This is a genomic window from Streptomyces sp. NPDC002092 (genome assembly GCF_053593775.1).
This window is the reverse complement of sequence record NZ_JBSFDG010000028.1, coordinates 1-20,997: the sequence shown is the minus strand read 5'-3', so window position 1 is coordinate 20,997 and position 20,997 is coordinate 1. Positions and strand designations below refer to the sequence as shown.

Sequence of the window (20,997 nt, the reverse complement as noted above, 5' to 3'; positions counted from 1 at the left end):
TGCTCGCGGAACTCAAGGCGTCCTGGGAGAGGACCGCCTCCGGTCTGCTCCCCTGTCCGCAACGGACGGGCTAACCGAGAATCCCCCGTTCGTACGCCGTCGCCACCGCCGCCGCGCGGTCGTTGACGCCCAACTTGCCGTACAGATGGGTGAGATGGGTCTTCACGGTGGCCTCGCTGATGAACAGTTCGCGGGCGATCTCGCGGTTGGACGTGCCCTTGGCGACCAGGGCGAGGACCTCGCGCTCACGGGCGGAGAGCGGCTCGTTCCCGGGCGGCCTGGGGGTGCGGACCGCGGAGACCAGGCGGGAGGCGACGGCGGGGGACAGCACCGTGCGGCCCTCCGCCGCCGCGCGGACGGCGGTGAAGAGCTCGTCGCGCGGGGCGTCCTTGAGCAGATAGCCGGTCGCGCCCGCCTCGATCGCGGGCAGGGTGTCCGAGTCGGTGTCGTACGTCGTCAGGACGAGGACCTTGGCCCGGGCGCCGCGCCGGGTCAGCTCCGCGATCGCGTCCACCCCTCCGCCGCCCGGCATCCGCAGGTCCATGAGGATCACGTCCGGGTCGAGGGCCGCGGCCCGTTCCAGCGCCTCGACGCCGTTCGACGCCTCGCCGAGGACGGTGAATCCCGGGGCCGAGTCGAACATGCCGCGCAGACCGTCGCGTACGACGGGATGGTCGTCGACGATCAGCAGGGAGATCCGCGGGGTGCCGGTCGGGTCAGCTGTCATGGCGGACCAACGGTACGCGAGCCGACAGTGCCGTGCCGTGGCCCGGTTCCGTCTCGACGGTCAGCGAGCCCGCGATGCGTTCGGCGCGGGCGCGCATGCCGTCGAGGCCGAAGCCGCCGGAGCCGGTGCGGGCGGGGAGCGCGAGGGGGTCGAAGCCGCGGCCGTCGTCGCGGATGTCGAGGATCACCTCGTCGCCCAGGAAGGAGAGGGTGACGCCGAGGCGGGAGGCACGGGCGTGGCGGGCCGCGTTGGACAGGGCCTCCTGGGCGATGCGCAGCAGGGTGGCCGAGACCTCCTCGTGCAGCTGTTCCGCGGTGCCGGTGACCGTGAACTCGGCGCGTACGCCCGTCCGTTCGCCCCATGCGGCGACCGTCTTCTTCAGCGCCTCGGGCAGTCCGGCGTCCGCCAGCTCCACCGGCGCCAGGTTGTGCACGGAGCGGCGGGCCTCGCCGAGGCTGTGCCGGGCCAGGTCCATGGCGCGGCCCAGGTGTTCGCGGGCCTGCTCCGGGCCGGACGTGTTCGATACGACCTGGAGCTGGGCGATGATGCCGGTCAGTCCCTGGGCGATGGTGTCGTGGATCTCGGCGGCGAGCCGCCGCCGCTCGTCGGCGACCCCCGCTTCCCTCGCCTGGACGAGGAGTTGGGCGTGCAGGGCGGCGTTCTCGTCGAGCGCCTGCTGCAGGGCGGCGTTGGTGCGTTCGAGTTCGGCGATGGTGGCGGTGCGTTCGCGGGCCCGCTGCATCTCCTGCTCGGTGAGATGGGCGACCACCATCTGCAGGCCCGAGTTGGCGACCAGCAGCGCGGCGAAGACGGCCCACTGCACTCCGCTTTCGAACGGCATCCCGCCGGCCTGCGCGCCGGCCACGGTGACCGCGCTCGCCAGCAGCCCGAGCCGCTGCCACCGCCTGCCCGGGATCGTCTCGTCGGCGTCCATGTAGCCGGCGGCGGCGTAGAACGCGAAGAACGGGTTGATCCAGGTGAGGACGAAGGCGAGGGCCCAGCGGACGACGTAGTACGCCGCCCCGGTCCGGGACGGCGTACGGCGGCGGTCGGGCCCGCCGGGACGGGTGTTGTGCCACCACAGCTGGAGCACGACCGCGGCGCCGAACAGAGCCCACGCGGTGTACCACCTGGCCATGGAGGCATGCGGGTCGGCGGTCGCGAGGGCGGGGACCAGGCCGATGCCGAGCAGCGCGTACGGCCCCCAGGTGTGGAACTGGTCCCAGCGCCGCTCGATCTGCGTGTCCACCACGGTCATGTCCCCAGTCTGCACGGAACCGCCCCTACTCCCAGCGGAACCAGCGACTTGCGGCGCCCGTCAGCAGCAGGATCCACACCACCAGCACGCCCAGGTGCCCCCAGCCCGGCCAGTGCCCGGCCGCCGCCCGGTTCAGCGCCTGCGCGGCCGCCCCGAAGGGCGTGTACCCGACGATCCGGGCCATCAGATGCGGCATGGCCTGCGTCGGCAGCCACACGCCCGCGCAGAACATCGAAGGGAAGAACACGGCCGAACCGATCGCACCCGCGATCTTCGTCGTACGGGACAGGGCCGCCACCACCGATCCGAGAGCAAGGGCTGCCAGGACGGCCAGCAGCAGGGCGAGGAGATATCCGAGGGGCTGTTTCGGCAGTCGTACGGCGAAGGCGAGGCGCCCGACCGCGAGGGCGAGCAGCGCGGAGACCAGGGCGGCAGCCCCGTACACCACCATCTGCGCGGACAGCAGGGCGGACGGGCGGACCGGAGTGGTGGCCATGCGGCGCAGGATGCCGCGCTCCCGGTAGCCGGTGAGTGTCTGCGGCATCGACTGCAGACCGCCGACGATCATGCCGAGCAGCACGGCCACCGGGACGTAGACGTCGATGGTGCGAAGCCCGCCGAGGTCGGCCTGGTGGTCCCGGAAGGACGGGATGGAGCCGAGGATCACCAGCAGCAGGGTCGGGAAGAGCAGGATCCAGAAGATGGCGCCGGGCTCCCGGCGGAAGAGGCGGACCTCGGTCTTCAGTACGGCGGTGCTCATGCCGCTGTCTCCTCGGTGTCGTTGTCGTCGGTCTTGGTCAGGTCGAGGAACGCGTCGTCGAGCGTGGCGTCCACGACACGCAGTTGGTGGGCGGTGATGTGGTGGCGGGCGAGGAGGGTGATGACCGCGTTGACCGTCTCGTCCGTGCCGGCGAGGGTGATACGGCCGTCCTTGTGCTCGACGGACGCGAGCGCGGGCAGCGCGGCGAGGTCACGGTCGTCCAGCGGGGCGGACGGGGTGAAGCTGATGACGGTGGCCCCCGCCGAGCGCCGGATGAGGCCGGCCGGGGTGTCCAGTGCGGCCACGCGCCCCTTGTCGATCACGGCGATCCGGTCGCACAGGCGCTGGGCCTCCTCCATGAAGTGGGTGACGAGGAGGACTGTCACGCCACCGGCCCTGACGTCCTCGATCAGCGCCCAGGTGTCCCGGCGGGCCCGCGGGTCCAGGCCGGTCGTCAACTCGTCCAGGACGACCGCCCGAGGGTTGCCGATCAGGGCGAGCGCGATGAACAGGCGCTGCTTCTGGCCGCCGGAGAGCTTGCCGAACCGCGTGGTCAGCTTGGCGGTCAGGCCGAGGCGCTCGGCGAGCGGCGCCCAGTCGAGCGGGCTCGGGTAGAAGGAGGCGTACAGCTCCAGCGCCTCGCGGACGGTGAGCTTGGGCTGTAGCTCGCTCTGCTGGAGCTGGGCGCCCAGGACGCGGGCCACGCGTGCGTGGTCGGCGACGGGGTCGAGGCCGGTGACGCGGACCCGGCCCGCGTCGGGGACGCGCAGTCCCTCGACGCACTCGACGGTGGTGGTCTTGCCGGCGCCGTTCGGGCCGAGGATCCCGAAGATCTCGCCCTCCTCGACGGCGAAGGAGACGCCGTCGACGACGCTCCGGCCGGCGTAGGACTTGCGCAGTTCGGTGACTTCGATGACGGACATGGCATCAGATTCGCGGGAAGCGCCCCGCCGCAACATCGGCCGTCCCGCTCGAAGCGGCATCAACCGATCGGTTGATGCCGCCCTACGACCCCTCCGGATCTCTTGTACGACCCCTCGAACGCGCAGGTCGTAGGACCAGGGGCCGATCCAGGTCCGGCCAAAACTCGGTGGGCGTCGTCAGTGCCGATCCGTAGGCTCACAGACGATGCCCTCGACACGTGCAACCACCAAGGACCCCGGCGAAACCTCGGACCGATCCGCCGTACGCACCCTGCTGCGTCTGTGGCCGTACGTACGGCCCGTGCGGGTGCGGCTGTTCACCGCCGCGTTCGTCGCCGTGCTCGCCTCCTGTACGGGCCTTGTGATCCCGCTCGTACTGAAGTGGATGGTGGACGGGCCGGTCGCCGACCGGGACCCGGCGGGCGTGTGGCTCGGGGCGCTGTACCTGCTGCTCCTCGGGCTCGGGGAGGCGCTGCTGTTCGGGCTGCGGCGGTGGCTGGTGGCGCGGCCGCTCGCGGGCATCGAGGCGGGGATGCGGGGGGATCTGTACCGGCACCTGCAGCGGCTGCCGGTCGCCTTCCACGACCGTTGGGCCTCGGGCCAGTTGCTCTCGCGCGGCACGACGGACCTGATGCTGCTGCGCATGTTCCTCGCCTTTCCGATGACGTTCCTGCTGGTCAACGGGGTGACGATCCTCGTCGGCGTGGTGATCATGCTGCTGCAGGACTGGACGCTCGGGCTGGTGATCCTGGGGCCGGCCGTTCCCGTGATGGTCACCTGCGTGATCTTCGAGAAGCGGTACGCCGATGTGGCGCGGCTCGCACAGGACCAGGTCGGCGATCTGACGACCGTCGTCGAGGAGAGCGTGCTCGGCATCCGGATCATCAAGGGGTTCGGGCGCCACCGCAGCCAGGCACGGGCGTTCCGGGAACTGACCCGGACACTGCGGGGGACGGAGCTGCGGAAGGCGGGGCTGCTCGCCACGATCTGGGGCGTCATCGTGACGCTGCCTGAGGTGGCGATCGGCGCGGCGCTGGTACTGGGCACGGTGCAGGTGGCTGAGGGGTCGCTGTCCGCGGGGACGCTGGTGGCGTTTCTGTCGACGGCGCTCGCGCTGCGGTGGCCGGTGGACTCGATCGGGTTCCTGCTGGCCATGAGCCAGGAGGCGGCTACGGCTACGGAGCGGTACTTCGAGGTGATGGATGCGGCACCGGAGTCCGAGGAGCCGGGAGCGGCACCTCGCACCGCCGAGTCGCGCGGCCTCCGGTTCCACGACGTACGGTTCCGCTACCCGGACGCCCCCTGCGACTCCCCGCCCGTCCTCGACCGCATCGATCTCCACATCCGCCCGGGCGAGTCCATGGCCCTGGTGGGCGCCACCGGTAGCGGCAAGACGACGCTGACCGCACTCGTGCCGCGCCTCCACGAGGTCACGTCCGGTCGCATCACCCTCGACGGCGAGGACATCACCGCCATGTCCCGCGAGGAACTCCGCACCCTCGTCGCCGTCGCCTTCGAGGAACCCACCCTCTTCTCCGCTACCGTCGGGGACAACGTGCTCATGGGCGCCCGGGACGGTGCGGGCGACGCCGAGCTGAACCGCGCGCTCGCCGTCGCGCAGGCCGAGTTCGCGCATGCGCTGCCCCAGGGGACGGACACCCAGGTCGGCGAGCAGGGCCTCAGCCTGTCCGGCGGGCAGCGGCAGCGGCTGGCGCTGGCGCGGGCCGTCGTGGGCAGACCCAGGTTCCTCGTCCTGGACGACCCCCTGTCCGCGCTCGACGTGCACACCGAGGCGGCAGTCGAGGCCGCCCTGCGGGACGTCCTCGCGGACACCACGGCGCTCATCGTGGCGCACCGCCCGTCCACGGTCCTGCTCGCCGACCGGGTCGCGCTGCTGTCCGGCGGCCGGATCACCGCCGTCGGCACACATCACGAACTGCTGCGCACGAACGCCGAGTACGCCCATCTGATGTCCGGGACCTCAGAAGCGGAGGACGAGCGATGACGGCCCCCACCACCTCCGTCCCCACGGCGGACGACGAGCCGGACCTCCCCCGTCCCAAGGACTCCGGCGACCCCTTCGACAAGGACGTCCTGCCCACTCCCCCGGGCGCCACCGCCGGTCTGCTGCGCTCCCTGCTGGTCCCCATGAAGGCCCGCGTCGCCGTCACCACGCTCCTGCTGCTGCTCCAGCAGGCGGCGGTGCAGGCGGGCCCGCTGCTGGTGGCGTACGCGATCGACAAGGCCGTACCGGCGTTCCGGGACCACGACCACGGCCCGCTGATCGCGGTGGCCGCGGGCTATCTCCTGTGCGCGCTGGTCTCCGGCGGGCTGCAGTACGCGTTCATCATCGCCTCCGCCCGCGTCAGCCAGGACGTACTGCTCGATCTGCGCGGCCGTATCTTCCGGCATGCGCAGGCGCTGAGCATCGACTTCCACGAGCGGTACACGAGCGGCCGCCTGATCTCCCGGTCCACGGCGGACGTGGAGTCGCTGCGGGAACTGCTCAACGAGGGGCTGCAGGAACTCATCACGGTCATCCTGTCCTTCGTCTACATCTCGGCCATGCTGCTCTGGCTGGACCTGGGGCTCGGCGCCGTCGCGGTGGCGTCCTTCGTGCCGCTGTACCTGCTGGTACGGCTCTACCAGCGGCGCGCGGTTCGGGTGTACCGGGTGCGGTCCACCGCCATCGCGGCCGTCATCGTCAAGTTCGTCGAGACCATGAACGGCATCCGGCCGGTGCGCGCGTTCCGCCGCGAGGCCGCCAACGACGCCGACTTCCTGACGCTGAACCGGCGGCACGAGCGGGTCAACGGCGACGCCATGCTGGAGATGGCCCGCTATGTCGTCGGTTCCCGGCTGGTCGCCAACACGGCCGTCGCGGTGATCGTGCTGTGGGGCGCCTACCGGGTGGCGGGCGGCTCGCTGGAACTGGGCGTACTGGCGGCTGCGGTCCTGTACCTGCGCCGCCTCTACGACCCCATCGACCGCCTCGGCATGTTCCTGAACTCGTACCAGTCGGCGGCGGCCTCCCTGGAGAAGATCGCCGGGCTGCTCGCGCAGACACCGTCCGTGCCGGAGCCGTCGACTCCCGTGGAGCTTCCGGTACTGGAGAGCGCGCACCCGGGCCGCGAGGTCGTCTTCGACGGCGTCAGCTTCGGCTACCGCACCGGCGGCGAGGTCCTGCCGGTCTTCGACCTGACGATCCCCGCCGGGCAGACGGTCGCGGTCGTCGGTTCGACGGGCGCCGGCAAGTCGACCCTGGCCAAGCTGCTGGCCCGCTTCTACGACCCCTCCGCCGGGCGGGTCCTGCTGGACGGCGTCGACCTGCGCGACCTCGCCGTGCCCGAACTGCGGCGCGGGGTGGTGATGGTGACGCAGGAGGCGTTCCTGTTCTCCGGCACGGTCGCCGAGAACATCGCCATCGGCCGCCCGGACGCGACCCGCGAGCAGATCGAGCAGGCGGCGAAGGCGATCGGAGCGCACGAGTTCATCAGCGCCCTGCCCGACGGGTACGACACGGACGTACGCAAGCGGGGCGGCCGTATCTCCGCGGGCCAGCGCCAGCTCGTGGCCTTCGCCCGGGCGCTGCTCGCCGACCCGGCCGTGCTGATCCTCGACGAGGCGACCAGCTCGCTCGACATCCCGGGCGAACGGGCGGTGCAGCGGGCCATGCTGACGGTCCTGCGCGGCCGTACGGCCGTGGTCATCGCGCACCGGCTGTCGACCGTCGAGATCGCGGACCGGGTGCTGGTCATGGAGCACGGGAAGATCGTGGAGGACGGCAGCCCGGCCGAACTCATCGAAGGCACCGGGCGGTTCGCGGACCTGCACCGGGCGTGGCGGGACAGTCTGGCGTAGGGATCGGCAAGGGAACAGCAGGGATCAGCAGGGATCGGGGGAGCATGATCGACGCGTACGAGGATCCGGGCGAGCCTGACCGCCGCGGGGGCGCCCGCTATCTGCTGTGGCTGGTGCGCCGCCAGCCCGGCCGGTCGCTCGCCGGGGCGGTGCTGGGCAGCGTGTGGATGGTGCTGCTGGCCGCGACGCCGTATCTCCTCTCCCGGGCGATCGACGACGGTCTGGAGCCCGGTGACCATCCGGCGCTGGCGGGCTGGACCGCGGCGCTCTTCGCGGTCGGGTCGTTCAACGCCTGGCTGAGCATCATGCGGCACCGCACGATGACACGGGTGCGGATGGACGCCAACTTCCGCACGGTCAAGGTGATCGTCGGCCAGGCGGTCCGGCTGGGCGCCGCGCTGCCGCGGCAGGTGGGCGCCGGGGAGGTCGTCACCATCGGGGTCGGCGACGTACAGACGATCAGCCAGTCGCTGACGGTGGTCGGCCCCGGGGTGGGGGCGGTGGTCGCCTACCTGGTGGTCGCGGCCGTTCTCCTCTCGGTCTCGCCTCTGATCGCCGCAGTCGTCCTCCTCGGCATCCCCCTGATCGTCGTCCTCGTCGGACCGCTGCTGACCCGTCTGCAAGGCGCGGAGACCGAGTACCGCAACCGGCAGGGCGTCCTCACGGCCCGGATCGCCGACCTCGCGGGCGGCCTGCGCGTCCTCAACGGCCTCGGCGGCAAGGGCCTGTTCGCGGACGCCTTCCACCACGACTCCCAGCGACTGCGCCGCCAGGGCTACCGGGTCGGTGCGGTCACCAGCTGGGTCCAGGCGCTCGGCATCGGACTGCCGACCCTGTTCCTGGCAGTGGTCACCTGGCTGGCGGCCCGTCTGGCGGCCCAAGGTTCCATCACCATCGGCCAGTTGGTGTCGGTGTACGGCTATGTGGCGGTGCTGGTGGGCCCGGTGGCGTTCTGGGTGGAGTGCGGTTACCAGATCAGCCGCGGGTTGGTATCGGCACGACGGGTCGTACGCTTCCTGCAACTTGAACCCCTGGCCGACACCGGAACGCGGGACGCACCCGCCGAACCGGCGGTACTGCACGACCCGGAGTCGGGGGTACGGGTACGACCCGGCCGGCTGACCGCTCTGGCCGGAGCCCGCCCGGCGGACGCGTCGACGGTCGTGGACCGCCTGGGGCGGTACACACCGTCGGGGGCAACCTGGGGCGATATCCCACTGGACGAGATCGCGCTGCCTCAGATCCGGAAGCACATCCTGGTCGCGGACCACGAGGCAGACGTCTTCGCAGGCATGCTGCGCGATGTACTAGGCGGCTCGGCAGGTTCGTTCAGGGGCGCGGGGAACTGCGCGATCAGCCACAACGAACCCGCACCCGCCAAACAACATGCTGAGGCAGACGAAGAGGCGCACCTGCTCAAAGCAATAAACACAGCCGTCGCAGACGACATAGTCCAGGGCCTGCCCGAGGGCCTGGCCTCAGCAATCAACCCCCAGGCCCGCAACCTCTCCGGCGGCCAAAGACAACGCATCCGCCTGGCAAGGGCACTGGCGGCCGACCCGGAGGTACTGCTCGCCGTCGAGCCGACCTCAGCCCTCGACGCCCACACGGAGGCCCTGGTGGCCCAGCGACTGCAGGCAGCCCGCAAGGGCCGTACAACGGTCGTCACGACCACCTCCCCCCTCGTACTGGACCGCGCAGACACCGTGCACTACCTCGTCGACGGCAAGGTCGCGGCCACCGGAGCCCACCGCGAACTGCTCGACACCGAGCCGGGCTACCGCGCCCTGGTCGCCCGGGACGCCGAGGAGCCCGTCCGATGACGGCGGCTTCAGGCCACCTCCCCGTCGCCGAACGGCAAGACGTACGCCGCGCCATGGTGCGCCTGGTACGGGCCGACGCCCGCGCCTTCGGGGCCGTACTCGCACTCAACGCACTGGCGGCGGGCGCCGGGCTCGCCGGACCCTGGCTGGTCGGCCGGATCATCGACGAGGTGCGGGCCGGTCACGGCGTGGGCGCCGTCGACCGGCTGGCGCTGTGGATCCTGCTCTGTTCGCTGGCGCAACTGGTACTCGCCCGCTGGGCCCGCTATGTGGGACACCGGTTCGGAGAGCGGACGCTGGCCCGTGTGCGCGAGGAGTTCGTCGACCGGGCGCTGGCGCTGCCCGCGGCGGTCGTGGAGCGGGCCGGCACCGGCGATCTGACGGCCCGTGGGACGGCCGACGTGGCCACGGTCGGCACGACGCTGCGTGACGTCGGGCCCGAGCTGCTCATCAACAGCGTGCAGGCACTGTTTTTGCTCGGCGCGGTGTTCTGGCTGAACCCGCTGCTCGGCGCGTGCGGCCTGCTCGGTCTGGTCGGCATCTGGTGCGCGCTGCGCTGGTATCTGCGCAGGGCCCGCGACGGCTATCTCGCCGAGGGGGCCGCCACCTCGGAGGTCGCCGAGATCCTCGCGGCGACCGCGTCCGGCGCCCGCACGGTCGAGGCGCTACGGCTGGAGCGGCGGCGGATCACGGCGAGCCGGGACGCGCTGGAGACCTCCCGCCGCACCCGGCTGTACACGCTGTTCCTGCGCACCGTCTTCTTCCCGGCGGTGGAGGTCTCCTACCTGGTTCCGGTGTCGGCGGTCCTGCTGGTCGGCGGGGTGCTGCACGGGCGCGGCACGCTCAGTCTCGGCGCGGTGGTGACGGCGGCCCTGTATCTGCAGCGGCTGAGCGGGCCCCTCGACGAGATCCTGATGCGGGTCGAGCAACTGCAGAACAGCAGCGCCTCCTTCGCCCGCGTGGAGGGCCTGGCCCGCGCGCCCCGCGCACAGCAGGCCGATGCGCCCGTCCCGGCGGACGACCGCTTCGACGTGGCCGGGGTGCGCTACGCCTACGAGCGCGGCGGCGAGGTGCTGCACGGCGTCGACCTGACCGTACGGCCCGGCGAGCGGCTGGCGGTGGTGGGCCCCTCGGGCGCCGGAAAGACCACGCTGAGCAGGCTGCTGGCGGGCGTCGACGCGCCCACCGAGGGCACGGTGACCGTCGGCGGGGTGCCCGTCGTCGACCTCGGCCCCGAGCAGCTGCGCCGCCAGGTCGTCCTGGTCACCCAGGAGCACCATGTGTTCCTCGGCTCGGTCCGCGACAACCTGCTGATCGCCGAACCGGCCGCCACGGACGAGGAGTTGTGGGCGGCACTGACGGCGGTGGGAGCCGACGAGTGGGTGCGCGAACTGCCGGACGGCCTGGACACCCCGCTCGGTGACGGCGGCACCCGCACCGACGGCTCCCAGGCCCAGCAGCTCGCCCTCGCCCGCGTGGTCCTGGCCGACCCGCACACCCTGATCCTCGACGAGGCCACCGCCCTCCTCGACCCGACCACCGCCCGCCACACCGAGCGCGCCCTGGCAGCCGTCCTCGAGGGCCGCACGGTCATCGCCATCGCCCACCGTCTGCACACCGCCCACGACGCGGACCGGGTGGCCGTGATGGAGGACGGCCGGCTCACCGAACTCGGCACGCACGAAGAGCTCGTGGCGGCGGACGGGGCCTACGCAGCGCTCTGGCACACCTGGCACGGCGAGCCGTCGTAGACGCGCTTTCCGCTCACGATCAAACAGCCGGTTCGGATACCGAACATGAACAACCGGACAACGAACCATTTCCGGCCAACTTCGTGACACGCTCCTGACAAGGCGGGAATCTCCTGCCACCCTTCCCACAGCTTCAACACAGCAACCCCACAAGCTCCACCCCAGTTCTGCCCGGACGGCCGACCCACCGTCCGGATCTCCCTGGCCGCGCAACCCGTGGCCACGCAGAAGGAGTCAGTGTTGAGAAGCAGTTCCTCTCGCAGACGCACCTCCCACATCGTCGCCGTCGCCGGCGTCACCGTGCTGCTCGCCGCGGCCGTCCAGTCCGGCGCCGCGTCCGCCGCCCCGGCCCACGCCTCGTCCCTGAACAAGGCGCACGCGGCCGTCAAACTCTCCCCCTCCCAGCGCGCCGAGCTGATACGCGACGCCGACAGCGCCCGTGCGCAGACCGCCAAGGACATCGGCCTGGGCGCGAAGGAGAAGCTCGTCGTCCGTGACGTCGTCAAGGACGCCGACGGCACCCTGCACACCCGCTACGAGCGCACCTACGACGGCCTGCCGGTCCTCGGCGGCGACCTGGTCGTCGACACCGCCAAGTCGGGCGCCACCAAGGACGTCATCAAGGCGACGAACGCCGCCATCAAGGTCTCCGACGTCACCCCGGACATCACCAGGGCGGCCGCCGAGCAGCAGGCCGTGAAGCGCGCGAAGGCCCTCGGCTCCACCAAGCCGGCCGCCGACAGCGCCCGCAAGGTGATCTGGGCGGCGAGCGGCAAGCCGGTCCTCGCGTACGAGACGGTCATCGGCGGCTTCCAGGACGACGGCACGCCGAACCAGCTGCACGTCATCACGGACGCCACGACCGGCAAGAAGCTCTACGAGTACCAGGGCATCGAGAACGCGACCGGCACCGGCAACACGCAGTACAGCGGCACGGTCTCGCTGACGACGACCCAGTCGGGCTCGAACTACAACCTGACCGACGGCGACCGCGGCGGCCACAAGACGTACAACCTGAACCACGGCACGTCCGGCACCGGCACGCTGTTCTCGCAGAGCAGCAACACGTGGGGCAACGGCACCACGTCGAACGCCGCGACCGCGGGCGCGGACGCGCACTACGGCGCCGCCGAGACCTGGGACTACTACAAGAACACCTTCGGCCGCAGCGGCATCAAGAACAACGGCGTCGGCGCCTACTCACGCGTCCACTACGGCAACTCGTACGTGAACGCGTTCTGGGACGACGGCTGCTTCTGCATGACCTACGGCGACGGTTCCGGCAACGCGGACCCGCTGACCTCGCTGGACGTGGCGGGCCACGAGATGACCCACGGCGTCACCGCCAACACCGCCGGCCTCAACTACAGCGACGAGTCCGGCGGCCTCAACGAGGCGACCTCCGACATCCTCGGCGGCGTCGGCGTCGAGTTCTACGCCAACAACTCGTCCGACCCGGGTGACTACCTCATCGGCGAGAAGATCAACATCAACGGCGACGGCACCCCGCTGCGCTACATGGACAAGCCCAGCAAGGACGGCGGCTCCGCCGACTCCTGGTACTCGGGCGTCGGCAACCTCGACGTGCACTACTCCTCGGGCGTCGCCAACCACTTCTTCTACCTGCTGAGCGAGGGCAGCGGCGCCAAGGTCATCAACGGCGTCAGCTACAACTCGCCCACCTCGGACGGCCTTCCGGTCACCGGCATCGGCCGGGACAAGGCCCTGCAGATCTGGTACCGGGCGCTGACCACCAAGTGGACGTCCACCACCGACTACGCGGGCGCACGCACCGGCACGCTGGCGGCCGCCGGTGAGCTGTACGGCACCACCTCCGCCGAGTACAAGGCCGTGCAGGACGCGTGGGCGGCCGTCGCGGTCGGCTCCCGCTCCGGCGGGGGCGGCGGTTCCGGGACCTCGTACGAGAACACCACCCCGCTGTCCATCCCGGACAACGGGCCGGCCGTCACCTCGTCGATCACCGTCTCCGGCAGGAGCGGAAACGCGCCAAGCAACCTCCAGGTGAGCGTCGACATCACGCACACCTGGCGGGGCGACCTGGTGATCGATCTGCTCGGCCCGTCGGGCACCGCGTACCGGCTGAAGAACTTCAGTTCCTCGGACTCGGCGGACAACGTCAAGGCGACCTACACGGTCAACGCCTCGTCCGAAACCGCCAACGGGACCTGGAAGTTGCGGATCCAGGACCAGGCCGCGCAGGACGTCGGCACGCTCAACAGCTGGAAGGTGACGTTCCCGTAGACCGCCTGCGGCGGCATCGGTGACAGGGCGCCGTCCCGGGGTGCGACTCCCGGGGCGGCGCCTGTTTACACTCCCGAAATGTTCACCCGGGAGACGGTTTTCAGCCAACATCACTTCGGGGTCCTGACATGTACGCGCCTTGATGTCACTCTTCTCCACAACCGCCGCACAACTTCACAGCAACTCCGGCCGGGCGCCCCACGCCGTGCCGGACTCCCCCACCACAAGGAGCTTGTGTGACCCCCCTCTACGCGCGTCACAAGCGCTCGACTCTGGCCATCGCAACCGCCGTTGCCGCCGGAGCCCTGCTCACCACCGGTCTGACCACCGGTTCGGCCGCCGCCGCCCAGACCAAGGCGGACTCCACGGCCACGGCCCGCACGGCCGGCTCCCCCGCCGCGCTCTCGGCCGCGACCCGCGTCTCCCTCATCCAGCAGGCCCAGGCCGACGTCGCCGCCACGGCGCAGAAGATAGGCCTCGGCACCAAGGAGAGACTGGTCGTCAAGGACGTCGTCAAGGACGCCGACGGCACCCTGCACACCCGCTACGAGCGCACCTACGCGGGCCTGCCCGTCCTCGGCGGCGACCTGGTCGTCGCGACGAAGGCCGGCAAGACCGAGAGCGTCGTCAAGGCGACGAAGGCAGCCATCAAGGTGGCCTCGCTCAAGCCGCAGATCACCACCGCCAAGGCCGAGAAGCAGGCGCTGACCGCCGCCCAGGCCGCGGGCTCCGCCAAGACCTCCGCGGACAAGGCCCGCAAGGTCATCTGGGCCGGCTCCGGCAAGCCCGTCCTCGCCATCGAGACCGTCGTCGGCGGCCTCCAGGACGACGGGACCCCGAACGCGCTGCACGTCATCACCGACGCGGCCACCGGCAAGAAGCTCTACGAGTACCAGGCCATCGAGAACGCGACCGGAACCGGCAAGACGCTGTACTCGGGCACGGTCAGCCTGACCACGAACCAGTCGGGCTCGACGTACCAGCTGTACGACACCACGCGCGGCGGTCACAAGACGTACAACCTGAAGCACACCACGAGCTCCGGCACCGGCACCCTGTTCACCAACTCCACCAACGTCTGGGGCACGGGCGCCGCCTCCAGCTCCACCACCGACCAGACCGCGGCCGCCGACGCCGCCTACGGCGCGCAGGAGACCTGGGACTTCTACAAGAACACCTTCGGCCGCAGCGGCATCAAGAACGACGGTGTCGGCGCCTACTCGCGCGTCCACTACGGCAGCTCGTACGTGAACGCGTTCTGGGACGACAGCTGCTTCTGCATGACCTACGGCGACGGCGACAGCAACACCCACCCGCTGACCTCGCTGGACGTGGCAGGTCACGAGATGAGCCACGGCGTCACCGCCAACACCGCGGGCCTGGACTACAGCGGTGAGTCCGGTGGTCTCAACGAGGCGACCTCGGACATCTTCGGCACCGGCGTGGAGTTCTACGCGAACAACTCGTCCGACAAGGGCGACTACCTCATCGGCGAGAAGATCGACATCAACGGCGACGGCACCCCGCTGCGCTACATGGACAAGCCCAGCAAGGACGGCGGCTCGGCGGACTCCTGGTCCTCCTCCGTCGGCAACCTGGACGTCCACTACTCGTCCGGTGTCGCCAACCACTTCTTCTACCTGCTGTCCGAGGGCAGCGGCTCGAAGACGATCAACGGCGTCAGCTACAACTCGCCGACGTCCAACGGCTCCACGGTCACCGGCATCGGTCGCGCCAAGGCCCTGCAGATCTGGTACAAGGCGCTGACCGAGCAGTTCACCTCGACCACCAACTACAAGGCGGCCCGCGCGGGCACGCTGGCGGCGGCGGCGAGCCTGTACGGATCCAGCAGCACCGAGTACAAGACGGTCGCCGCGGCCTGGTCCGCGGTCAACGTGAGCTGACCCGAGGGGGGCGGCGGGCGGCACCCGGGACGAAGGCATTCCCGGGTGCCGCCCTACTCTTGTGTCCCATGCGCCTGGAGGACTTCACCTACGACGACGTCGGCGGCACCGGCCGCGTCGGTTTCTGCCCGCCGGGCTTCCGCCCCATGCATGTGCGCACGCGCATCGGCGAGGGCGAACCCTGCTTCCGCCGAGCGGCCGAGGCGGTCCTCACCTGGGAGATGCACCGGGAACTGGGCGTGGGCATCGACGCGAGCGCGGACCGGGCGGCGCCCGGGGTCGACGTCATGGTCACCCTCGCCGGAATGATCAAGGCGCCGTGCCGGATCGTCTACACGGTGGACGAACCCCGTCGCGCCGGCTGGGCGTACGGCACGCTGACCGGCCACCCGGAGTGCGGCGAGGAGCTCTTCCTCGTGGAGCGCACGGGCGACGGCACGGTGTGGCTGACGGTGTCCGCGTTCAGCAGGCCCGCGAAGTGGTTCGCCCGGGCGGGCGGGGCGGCCACGCGGGGCCTGCAGCACGCTTATGCGCGGCGGTGCGGGAAGGTTTTGCGGGGGTTGTGCGCAGCGCTCTCCGAGGGGTGAGCGGGGGTGCCGGCGCCGGTGACTGGGGGCTGCCGCCCCCAGACCCCCGCTTCGGCCTGAACGGCCTCGTCCTCAAACGCCGGACGGGCTGAAACGGCTGACCGTCACCTCATCAGTACCCCGGCCCCCTCCCCCGTCTCCTCCGAAGGCACCGCGACCAAGCCCAGTTCCACTCCGGACGCCAGCAGTCGGTGGGACGGCAGGATGCGGACCGTGTAGCCGTAGGGGCCGGTGCGGTCGAGGGAGAGGGGGCCCTCGTAGCACCACCTGCCCTCGGCGTCGGGGCCGCCCGCCGGTTTCAGGGGGACGGTCGTCGCGTCCGCGATGCGGTCCTCGGGGTCGACGCGGCCCGAGACGACCTGGACCTCCACGTCGTCGGGGCCGAGCTCGCCGAGGCCCACGCGCACCCGTAGTGCGAGCGTGCTGCCGAGTTCCGCGGTGGCCATGGCGGCGGACGTCTCGACGTGGTCGACGGTCACGCCGTGCCAGGCGGCCCGCACCTTCGCCTTCCAGACGGCGAGTTCGCGGGCGGAGCCGGGGTCCATGGCGCGGTGTGCGTGGGCGGCCGGGGCGTAGAGGCGCTCGACGTACTCGCGGACCATGCGGCCGGCCAGCACCTTCGGGCCGAGCAGGGTCAGGGTCTGGCGGACCATCTCGATCCACCGGTCGGGCAGGCCGTGCTGTCCCCGCTCGTAGAAACGCGGGGCGACCCGCTGTTCCAGCAGGTCGTAGAGCGCGTCGGCCTCTATGGCGTCGCGGTGGTCGGGGTCGGTGCCCGCGCCGTCGGCGGTGGGGATCGCCCAGCCGAAGTCGGGCTGGAACCACTCGTCCCACCAGCCGTCCAGGACGGAGAGGTTGAGGCAGCCGTTCAGGGCGGCCTTCATGCCGGAGGTGCCGCAGGCCTCCAGGGGGCGCAGCGGGTTGTTGAGCCAGATGTCGCAGCCGGGGTAGAGCTTCTGCGCCATCGCCATGCCGTAGTCGGGGAGGAAGACGATGCGGTGGCGCACCCGTGGGTCGTCGGCGAACCGGACCAGTTCCTGGACCAGGCGCTTTCCGCCGTCGTCCGCCGGGTGGGCCTTGCCCGCGACCACGATCTGGATCGGGCGCTCCGGGTGCAGCAGCAGGTCCATGAGGCGGTCGCGGTCGCGCAGCATCAGGGTCAGGCGCTTGTACGACGGGACGCGGCGCGCGAAGCCGATGGTGAGGACGTCCGGGTCGAGGACGCCGTCGATCCACCCCAACTCCGCTGTCCCCGCGCCGCGTTGCCGCCAGGAGGCGCGCAGCCGCACCCGTACCTCGTCCACCAGCTGCTCGCGGAGGTTGCGCCTGAGCTCCCAGATGTCCTGGTCGGGGATGTCGCCCACCGCGTCCCAGCGTTCCGAGCCGCCGACGGTCAGCGCGTCCTCGGTGCGCCGGTCGCCGATCTGCCGGGCGCCGAGCCGGAACACCTCGGGGGCGACCCAGGTGGGTGCGTGCACCCCGTTGGTCACGGAGGTGATCGGCACCTCCTCGGGGTCGAATCCCGGCCACAGTCCGGAGAACATCTCGCGGCTGACATGACCGTGCAGCAGGGAGACGCCGTTGGCGCGCTGGCCCAGGCGCAGGCCCATCACGGCCATGTTGAAGAGGTTCGGTTCGCCGCCGGGATAGGTCTCCATGCCCAGGCGCAGGATGCGTTCGACGTCGATGCCCGGGAGTTCGGCCTCGGGGCCGAAGTGGTGGGCGACCAGCTCCCGGTCGAACCGGTCGATGCCGGCCGGGACCGGGGTGTGGGTGGTGAAGACGGTCCCGGCGCGGACCGCTTCCAGCGCGGAGTCGAAGTCCAGCCCGTCCTCGCAGAGTTCCGCGATCCGCTCCAGGCCCAGGAAGCCGGCATGGCCCTCGTTGGTGTGGAAGACCTCGGGTTCGGGGTGGCCGGTCAGCCGGCAGTAGGTCCGTACGGCCCGCACACCCCCTATGCCGAGCAGCATCTCCTGCAGCAGCCGGTGCTCGCTGCCACCGCCGTAGAGCCGGTCGGTCACCCCGCGCTCGCCGAAGTTGTTGTCCTCGACGTCCGAGTCGAGCATCAGCAGGGGGACCCGGCCGACCTGGGCGAGCCAGATGCGGGCGTGCAGCTGCCGGCCGCCGGGCAGGGCGAGGGAGACCTGGGCGGGGGTGCCGTCGGGTTCCTCCAGGAGGGCCACGGGCAGCTCGTTGGGGTCCAGGACCGGGTAGTGCTCCTGCTGCCAGCCGTCCCGGGACAGCGACTGGCGGAAGTATCCGTGCCGGTAGAGCAGGCCCACCCCGACCAGGGGCACGCCGAGGTCGCTGGCCGCCTTCAGATGGTCGCCCGCGAGGATGCCGAGGCCCCCGGAGTACTGGGGCAGGGCGGCCGTGATGCCGAACTCGGGCGAGAAGTAGGCAATGGCGGCGGGCAGTTCACCCGGGTGGGTCTGGTACCAGCGGTCGCCGGTCATGTAGTCGTCCAGGTCGCCCGAGACCTCGGCCAGCCGGCGCAGGAAGCGGTGGTCCCCGGCCAGCTCCGCGAGCCGCGCCGGCGCCACGCTGCCCAGGAGCCGTACGGGATCGCCGTCCGAGGCGGCCCAGCGCTCGGGGTCGACGGACTGGAACAGATCGCGGGTCTCCGCATGCCAGGACCAGCGCAGATTGCGGGCCAGATCGCTGAGCGGCCGCAGGGGTTCGGGGAGAACGGGTCGGACGGTGAATCGACGGATCGCCTTCACTTTCCACCTCGACGCGTGTCGCTGTGCGGACGCACAACGCTGTGCGCCTCGTCGTCAACCTCGACGGTATCCGTGCGGAGGGCTCCGCAACCACGCCACGTCCAAGAGCACGCCACACTCCTACGCCGTCCGGAAAACGCCGCAACCTTCACGCATCCACCATGGCGGACATGGCCGAGTCCGCCCTGTAGGCCCTCTTGTGGGCCTTCTACACCGCACGAGAGGCTGCCAAGTGGAGTCAATGGAGGGGAACTCGGACCATGGCACGGACGCGAACACGGCGTCTGCGCTGGACAGGGGCTCTGACCGCGGTGGCCTGCGCCGCCGCGCTCTCGGCCGTCACCCTGCCCGCGCACGCCGCACCGGAAGGTCAGATACTCGGCGCCGGTGAGCCCGGCTCCGTCAGCGGAAGTTATCTGGTGACACTCAAGGGGGGAACGAAGGCTCCGTCGGCGACCGGAAAGGGCATCGCCGAGAAGTACGGGGCAAAAATAAGCCACACCTACGGCTCGGTCCTCAACGGCTACGCCATCAAGGCCAACGAGAGACAGGCCAAGCTGCTCGCGGCCGACTCCCGGGTCGCCTCGGTCGTCCAGGACACGCGCGTGTCCCTCGACCACACGCAGAAGAACCCGCCGTCCTGGGGCCTGGACCGGATCGACCAGCCGAGCCTGCCGCTGGACAAGAGCTACACCTGGCCCGACTCCGCGGGCGCCGGTGTCACCGCATATGTGATCGACACCGGTATCCGCATCACGCACAAGGACTTCGGCGGCCGGGCGAGCTACGGCTGGGACTTCGTCGGGAACGACAGGACCGCCTCCGACGGCAACGGCCACGGCACCCATGTCGCCGGCACCATCGCCGGCACCAAGTACGGCGTCGCCAAGCAAGCCAAGGTGGTCGCCGTCCGCGTCCTCGACAACGACGGCTCCGGTACGACCTCGCAGGTCATCGCGGGCATCGACTGGGTGACCAAGCATGCGAGGAAACCGGCGGTCGCCAACCTCAGCCTGGGCGGCTCCTACAACGCCCAGCTGGACGCCGCCGTACGCAACTCCATCGCGTCGGGCGTCACGTACGCGGTTGCCGCCGGGAACGACGGCCTGCCGGCCGCCCTCTACTCCCCGGCGGACGTGAAGGAGGCCCTCACGGTCGGCGCGACCGACAGGACGGACGCGCGGGCGGGCTTCTCCAACTTCGGCTCGGCCGTGGACCTGTTCGCGCCGGGAGTGTCGATCACCTCGGACTCCTATGCGAGCGACACCGGGAAGGCGACCTTCTCCGGTACGTCGATGGCGACCCCGCACGTCACGGGCACGGCCGCGCTGTATCTGGCCGGCCATCCGAAGGCCACACCGGACCAGGTCGCCAAGGCACTCGTGAAACTGGCGGTGTCCGGGAAGGTCTCCGGCCGGGGCCTCGGCTCACCGGACGAACTTCTGCAGGTACCGGCTTCTTAGCGGCACAGTCCCCGGACCGGTCCCGTTCGTTCACGAATGGGACCGGTCTTGTGTGTAGACATACGCGTGAGTAGTTAACAAAGTGCCGGATTGCGTACCCGAATAGGGTGGGAAGGCTCCTCCGGTACACCACACAGACAGTTCACGGGAACCACCCGCAGGACCACCTCCCCACAGCCATCCGCCCACCCACGTTGACGCGGACAGGAGCGGTCATGCCCGCCACGCACCACTCGTCAGCACCCCCGACGACCAGCACCGAAGCACGCCCCGTGCGCCCCGCCGACGCCGGACCACCGGCCCCGCAGCCACCCCCCGCGGGCATCGGGCGCATACCCGTCCTCGACGTCCGCCCGGTGGTGCAGCACGGGCGAAGGCCGGCCAAGGCGGTGACCGGCGAGTCGTTCGAGATCTCGGCCACCGTGTTCCGCGAGGGCCATGACGCGGTCGCCGCCAACGTCGTCCTGACGGATCCGGAAGGCCGTCCCGGCCCCTGGACGCCGATGCGGGAACTGGCCCCGGGCACCGACCGCTGGGGCGCCACGGTCACCGCCGGCGAACCCGGCCACTGGACCTACACGGTGGAGGCCTGGGGCGACCCGATCACCACCTGGCGCCACCACGCCCAGATCAAGATCCCGGCGGGCATGGACACGGACCTGGTCCTGGAGGAGGGAGCGCGGCTGTACGAGCGCGCCGCCGACGGCACCCCCGAGGGCCGACGTGACGTGCTGCTCGCCGCCGTCGCCGCCCTGCGGGACGAGACCCGCCCGGCCGCCTCGCGTCTGGCGGCGGCGTTGACGCCGGAGGTGGACGCGGTGCTGGCCCGCCATCCGCTGCGGGAGTTCGTCACCGCCTCGCAGACCCTGCCGCTGCTGGTGGAACGCGAACGCGCCCTGCACGGCGCCTGGTACGAGTTCTTCCCCCGCTCCGAAGGCACCCAGGACCAGCCCCA

14 protein-coding genes are annotated in these 20,997 nt (G+C 71.0%); 9 read left to right on the top strand and 5 right to left on the bottom strand.

The window, feature by feature from the left end; all coding sequences use genetic code 11:
- Positions 1-70 precede the first annotated feature (70 nt).
- The 4 genes from ACWCRD_RS40800 to ACWCRD_RS40785 are packed head-to-tail and all read right to left on the bottom strand — an operon-like array spanning position 71 to position 3,668.
- The gene (locus ACWCRD_RS40800; protein WP_450970731.1) at positions 71-727 is read right to left on the bottom strand and encodes a response regulator; all 657 of its coding nucleotides are present in this window, start codon (positions 725-727) and stop codon (positions 71-73) included.
- On the bottom strand, positions 717-1,985 hold the full coding sequence (locus tag ACWCRD_RS40795) for a sensor histidine kinase (protein WP_450970730.1): 1,269 nt from the start codon (positions 1,983-1,985) through the stop codon (positions 717-719). Before ACWCRD_RS40795 ends, ACWCRD_RS40800 begins: the two co-directional genes overlap by 11 nt.
- A gap of 25 nt (positions 1,986-2,010) precedes the next feature.
- Positions 2,011-2,745 (bottom strand): ABC transporter permease, encoded by a 735-nt coding sequence (locus tag ACWCRD_RS40790; protein ID WP_450970729.1) that lies wholly within the window; start codon positions 2,743-2,745, stop codon positions 2,011-2,013.
- On the bottom strand, positions 2,742-3,668 hold the full coding sequence (locus tag ACWCRD_RS40785) for an ATP-binding cassette domain-containing protein (protein ID WP_450970728.1): 927 nt from the start codon (positions 3,666-3,668) through the stop codon (positions 2,742-2,744). Before ACWCRD_RS40785 ends, ACWCRD_RS40790 begins: the two co-directional genes overlap by 4 nt.
- A gap of 205 nt (positions 3,669-3,873) precedes the next feature.
- Here ACWCRD_RS40785 and ACWCRD_RS40780 point away from each other — a divergent pair, with 205 nt between their 5' ends.
- From ACWCRD_RS40780 to ACWCRD_RS40750, 7 genes are all read left to right on the top strand, one after another.
- Positions 3,874-5,673: an ABC transporter ATP-binding protein gene (locus ACWCRD_RS40780; RefSeq protein ID WP_450970727.1), complete on the top strand. Its 1,800-nt coding sequence runs from the start codon at positions 3,874-3,876 to the stop codon at positions 5,671-5,673.
- Complete coding sequence (locus ACWCRD_RS40775; RefSeq protein ID WP_450970726.1) at positions 5,670-7,529, top strand: ABC transporter ATP-binding protein; 1,860 nt, start codon at positions 5,670-5,672, stop codon at positions 7,527-7,529. Before ACWCRD_RS40780 ends, ACWCRD_RS40775 begins: the two co-directional genes overlap by 4 nt.
- 44 nt (positions 7,530-7,573) lie before the next feature.
- Positions 7,574-9,352 carry an ABC transporter transmembrane domain-containing protein gene (locus ACWCRD_RS40770; RefSeq protein ID WP_450970725.1) on the top strand — a complete coding sequence of 593 codons (1,779 nt, stop codon included), beginning with the start codon at positions 7,574-7,576 and terminating at the stop codon, positions 9,350-9,352.
- Positions 9,349-11,103 carry an ABC transporter ATP-binding protein gene (locus ACWCRD_RS40765; protein WP_450970724.1) on the top strand — a complete coding sequence of 585 codons (1,755 nt, stop codon included), beginning with the start codon at positions 9,349-9,351 and terminating at the stop codon, positions 11,101-11,103. The genes ACWCRD_RS40770 and ACWCRD_RS40765 overlap by 4 nt, the downstream gene beginning before the upstream one ends.
- A 240-nt stretch (positions 11,104-11,343) precedes the next feature.
- Positions 11,344-13,365, top strand: coding sequence for a M4 family metallopeptidase (locus ACWCRD_RS40760; RefSeq protein ID WP_450970723.1), 2,022 nt, complete (start codon positions 11,344-11,346; stop codon positions 13,363-13,365).
- A gap of 236 nt (positions 13,366-13,601) precedes the next feature.
- A complete protein-coding gene (locus ACWCRD_RS40755; protein WP_450970722.1) occupies positions 13,602-15,269 on the top strand; it encodes a M4 family metallopeptidase in 1,668 nt (555 codons plus the stop codon).
- A 68-nt stretch (positions 15,270-15,337) separates the two neighbouring features.
- Positions 15,338-15,856, top strand: a complete 519-nt coding sequence (locus tag ACWCRD_RS40750; RefSeq protein ID WP_450970721.1) for a DUF1990 domain-containing protein — start codon at positions 15,338-15,340, stop codon at positions 15,854-15,856.
- Between the two features lie 104 nt (positions 15,857-15,960).
- Here the strand turns inward: ACWCRD_RS40750 and ACWCRD_RS40745 are convergent, their stop codons facing one another.
- The gene (locus tag ACWCRD_RS40745) at positions 15,961-18,579 is read right to left on the bottom strand and encodes a glycosyltransferase family 1 protein (protein ID WP_450970720.1); all 2,619 of its coding nucleotides are present in this window, start codon (positions 18,577-18,579) and stop codon (positions 15,961-15,963) included.
- Positions 18,580-18,839: 260 nt separating this feature from the next.
- Here ACWCRD_RS40745 and ACWCRD_RS40740 point away from each other — a divergent pair, with 260 nt between their 5' ends.
- Together ACWCRD_RS40740 and ACWCRD_RS40735 are read left to right on the top strand one after the other, a co-directional pair.
- Positions 18,840-20,042, top strand: a complete 1,203-nt coding sequence (locus ACWCRD_RS40740; RefSeq protein ID WP_450970719.1) for a S8 family peptidase — start codon at positions 18,840-18,842, stop codon at positions 20,040-20,042.
- 215 nt (positions 20,043-20,257) lie between these two features.
- A partial coding sequence (locus ACWCRD_RS40735) for a maltotransferase domain-containing protein (RefSeq protein ID WP_450970718.1) occupies positions 20,258-20,997 on the top strand: 740 nt, incomplete at its 3' end.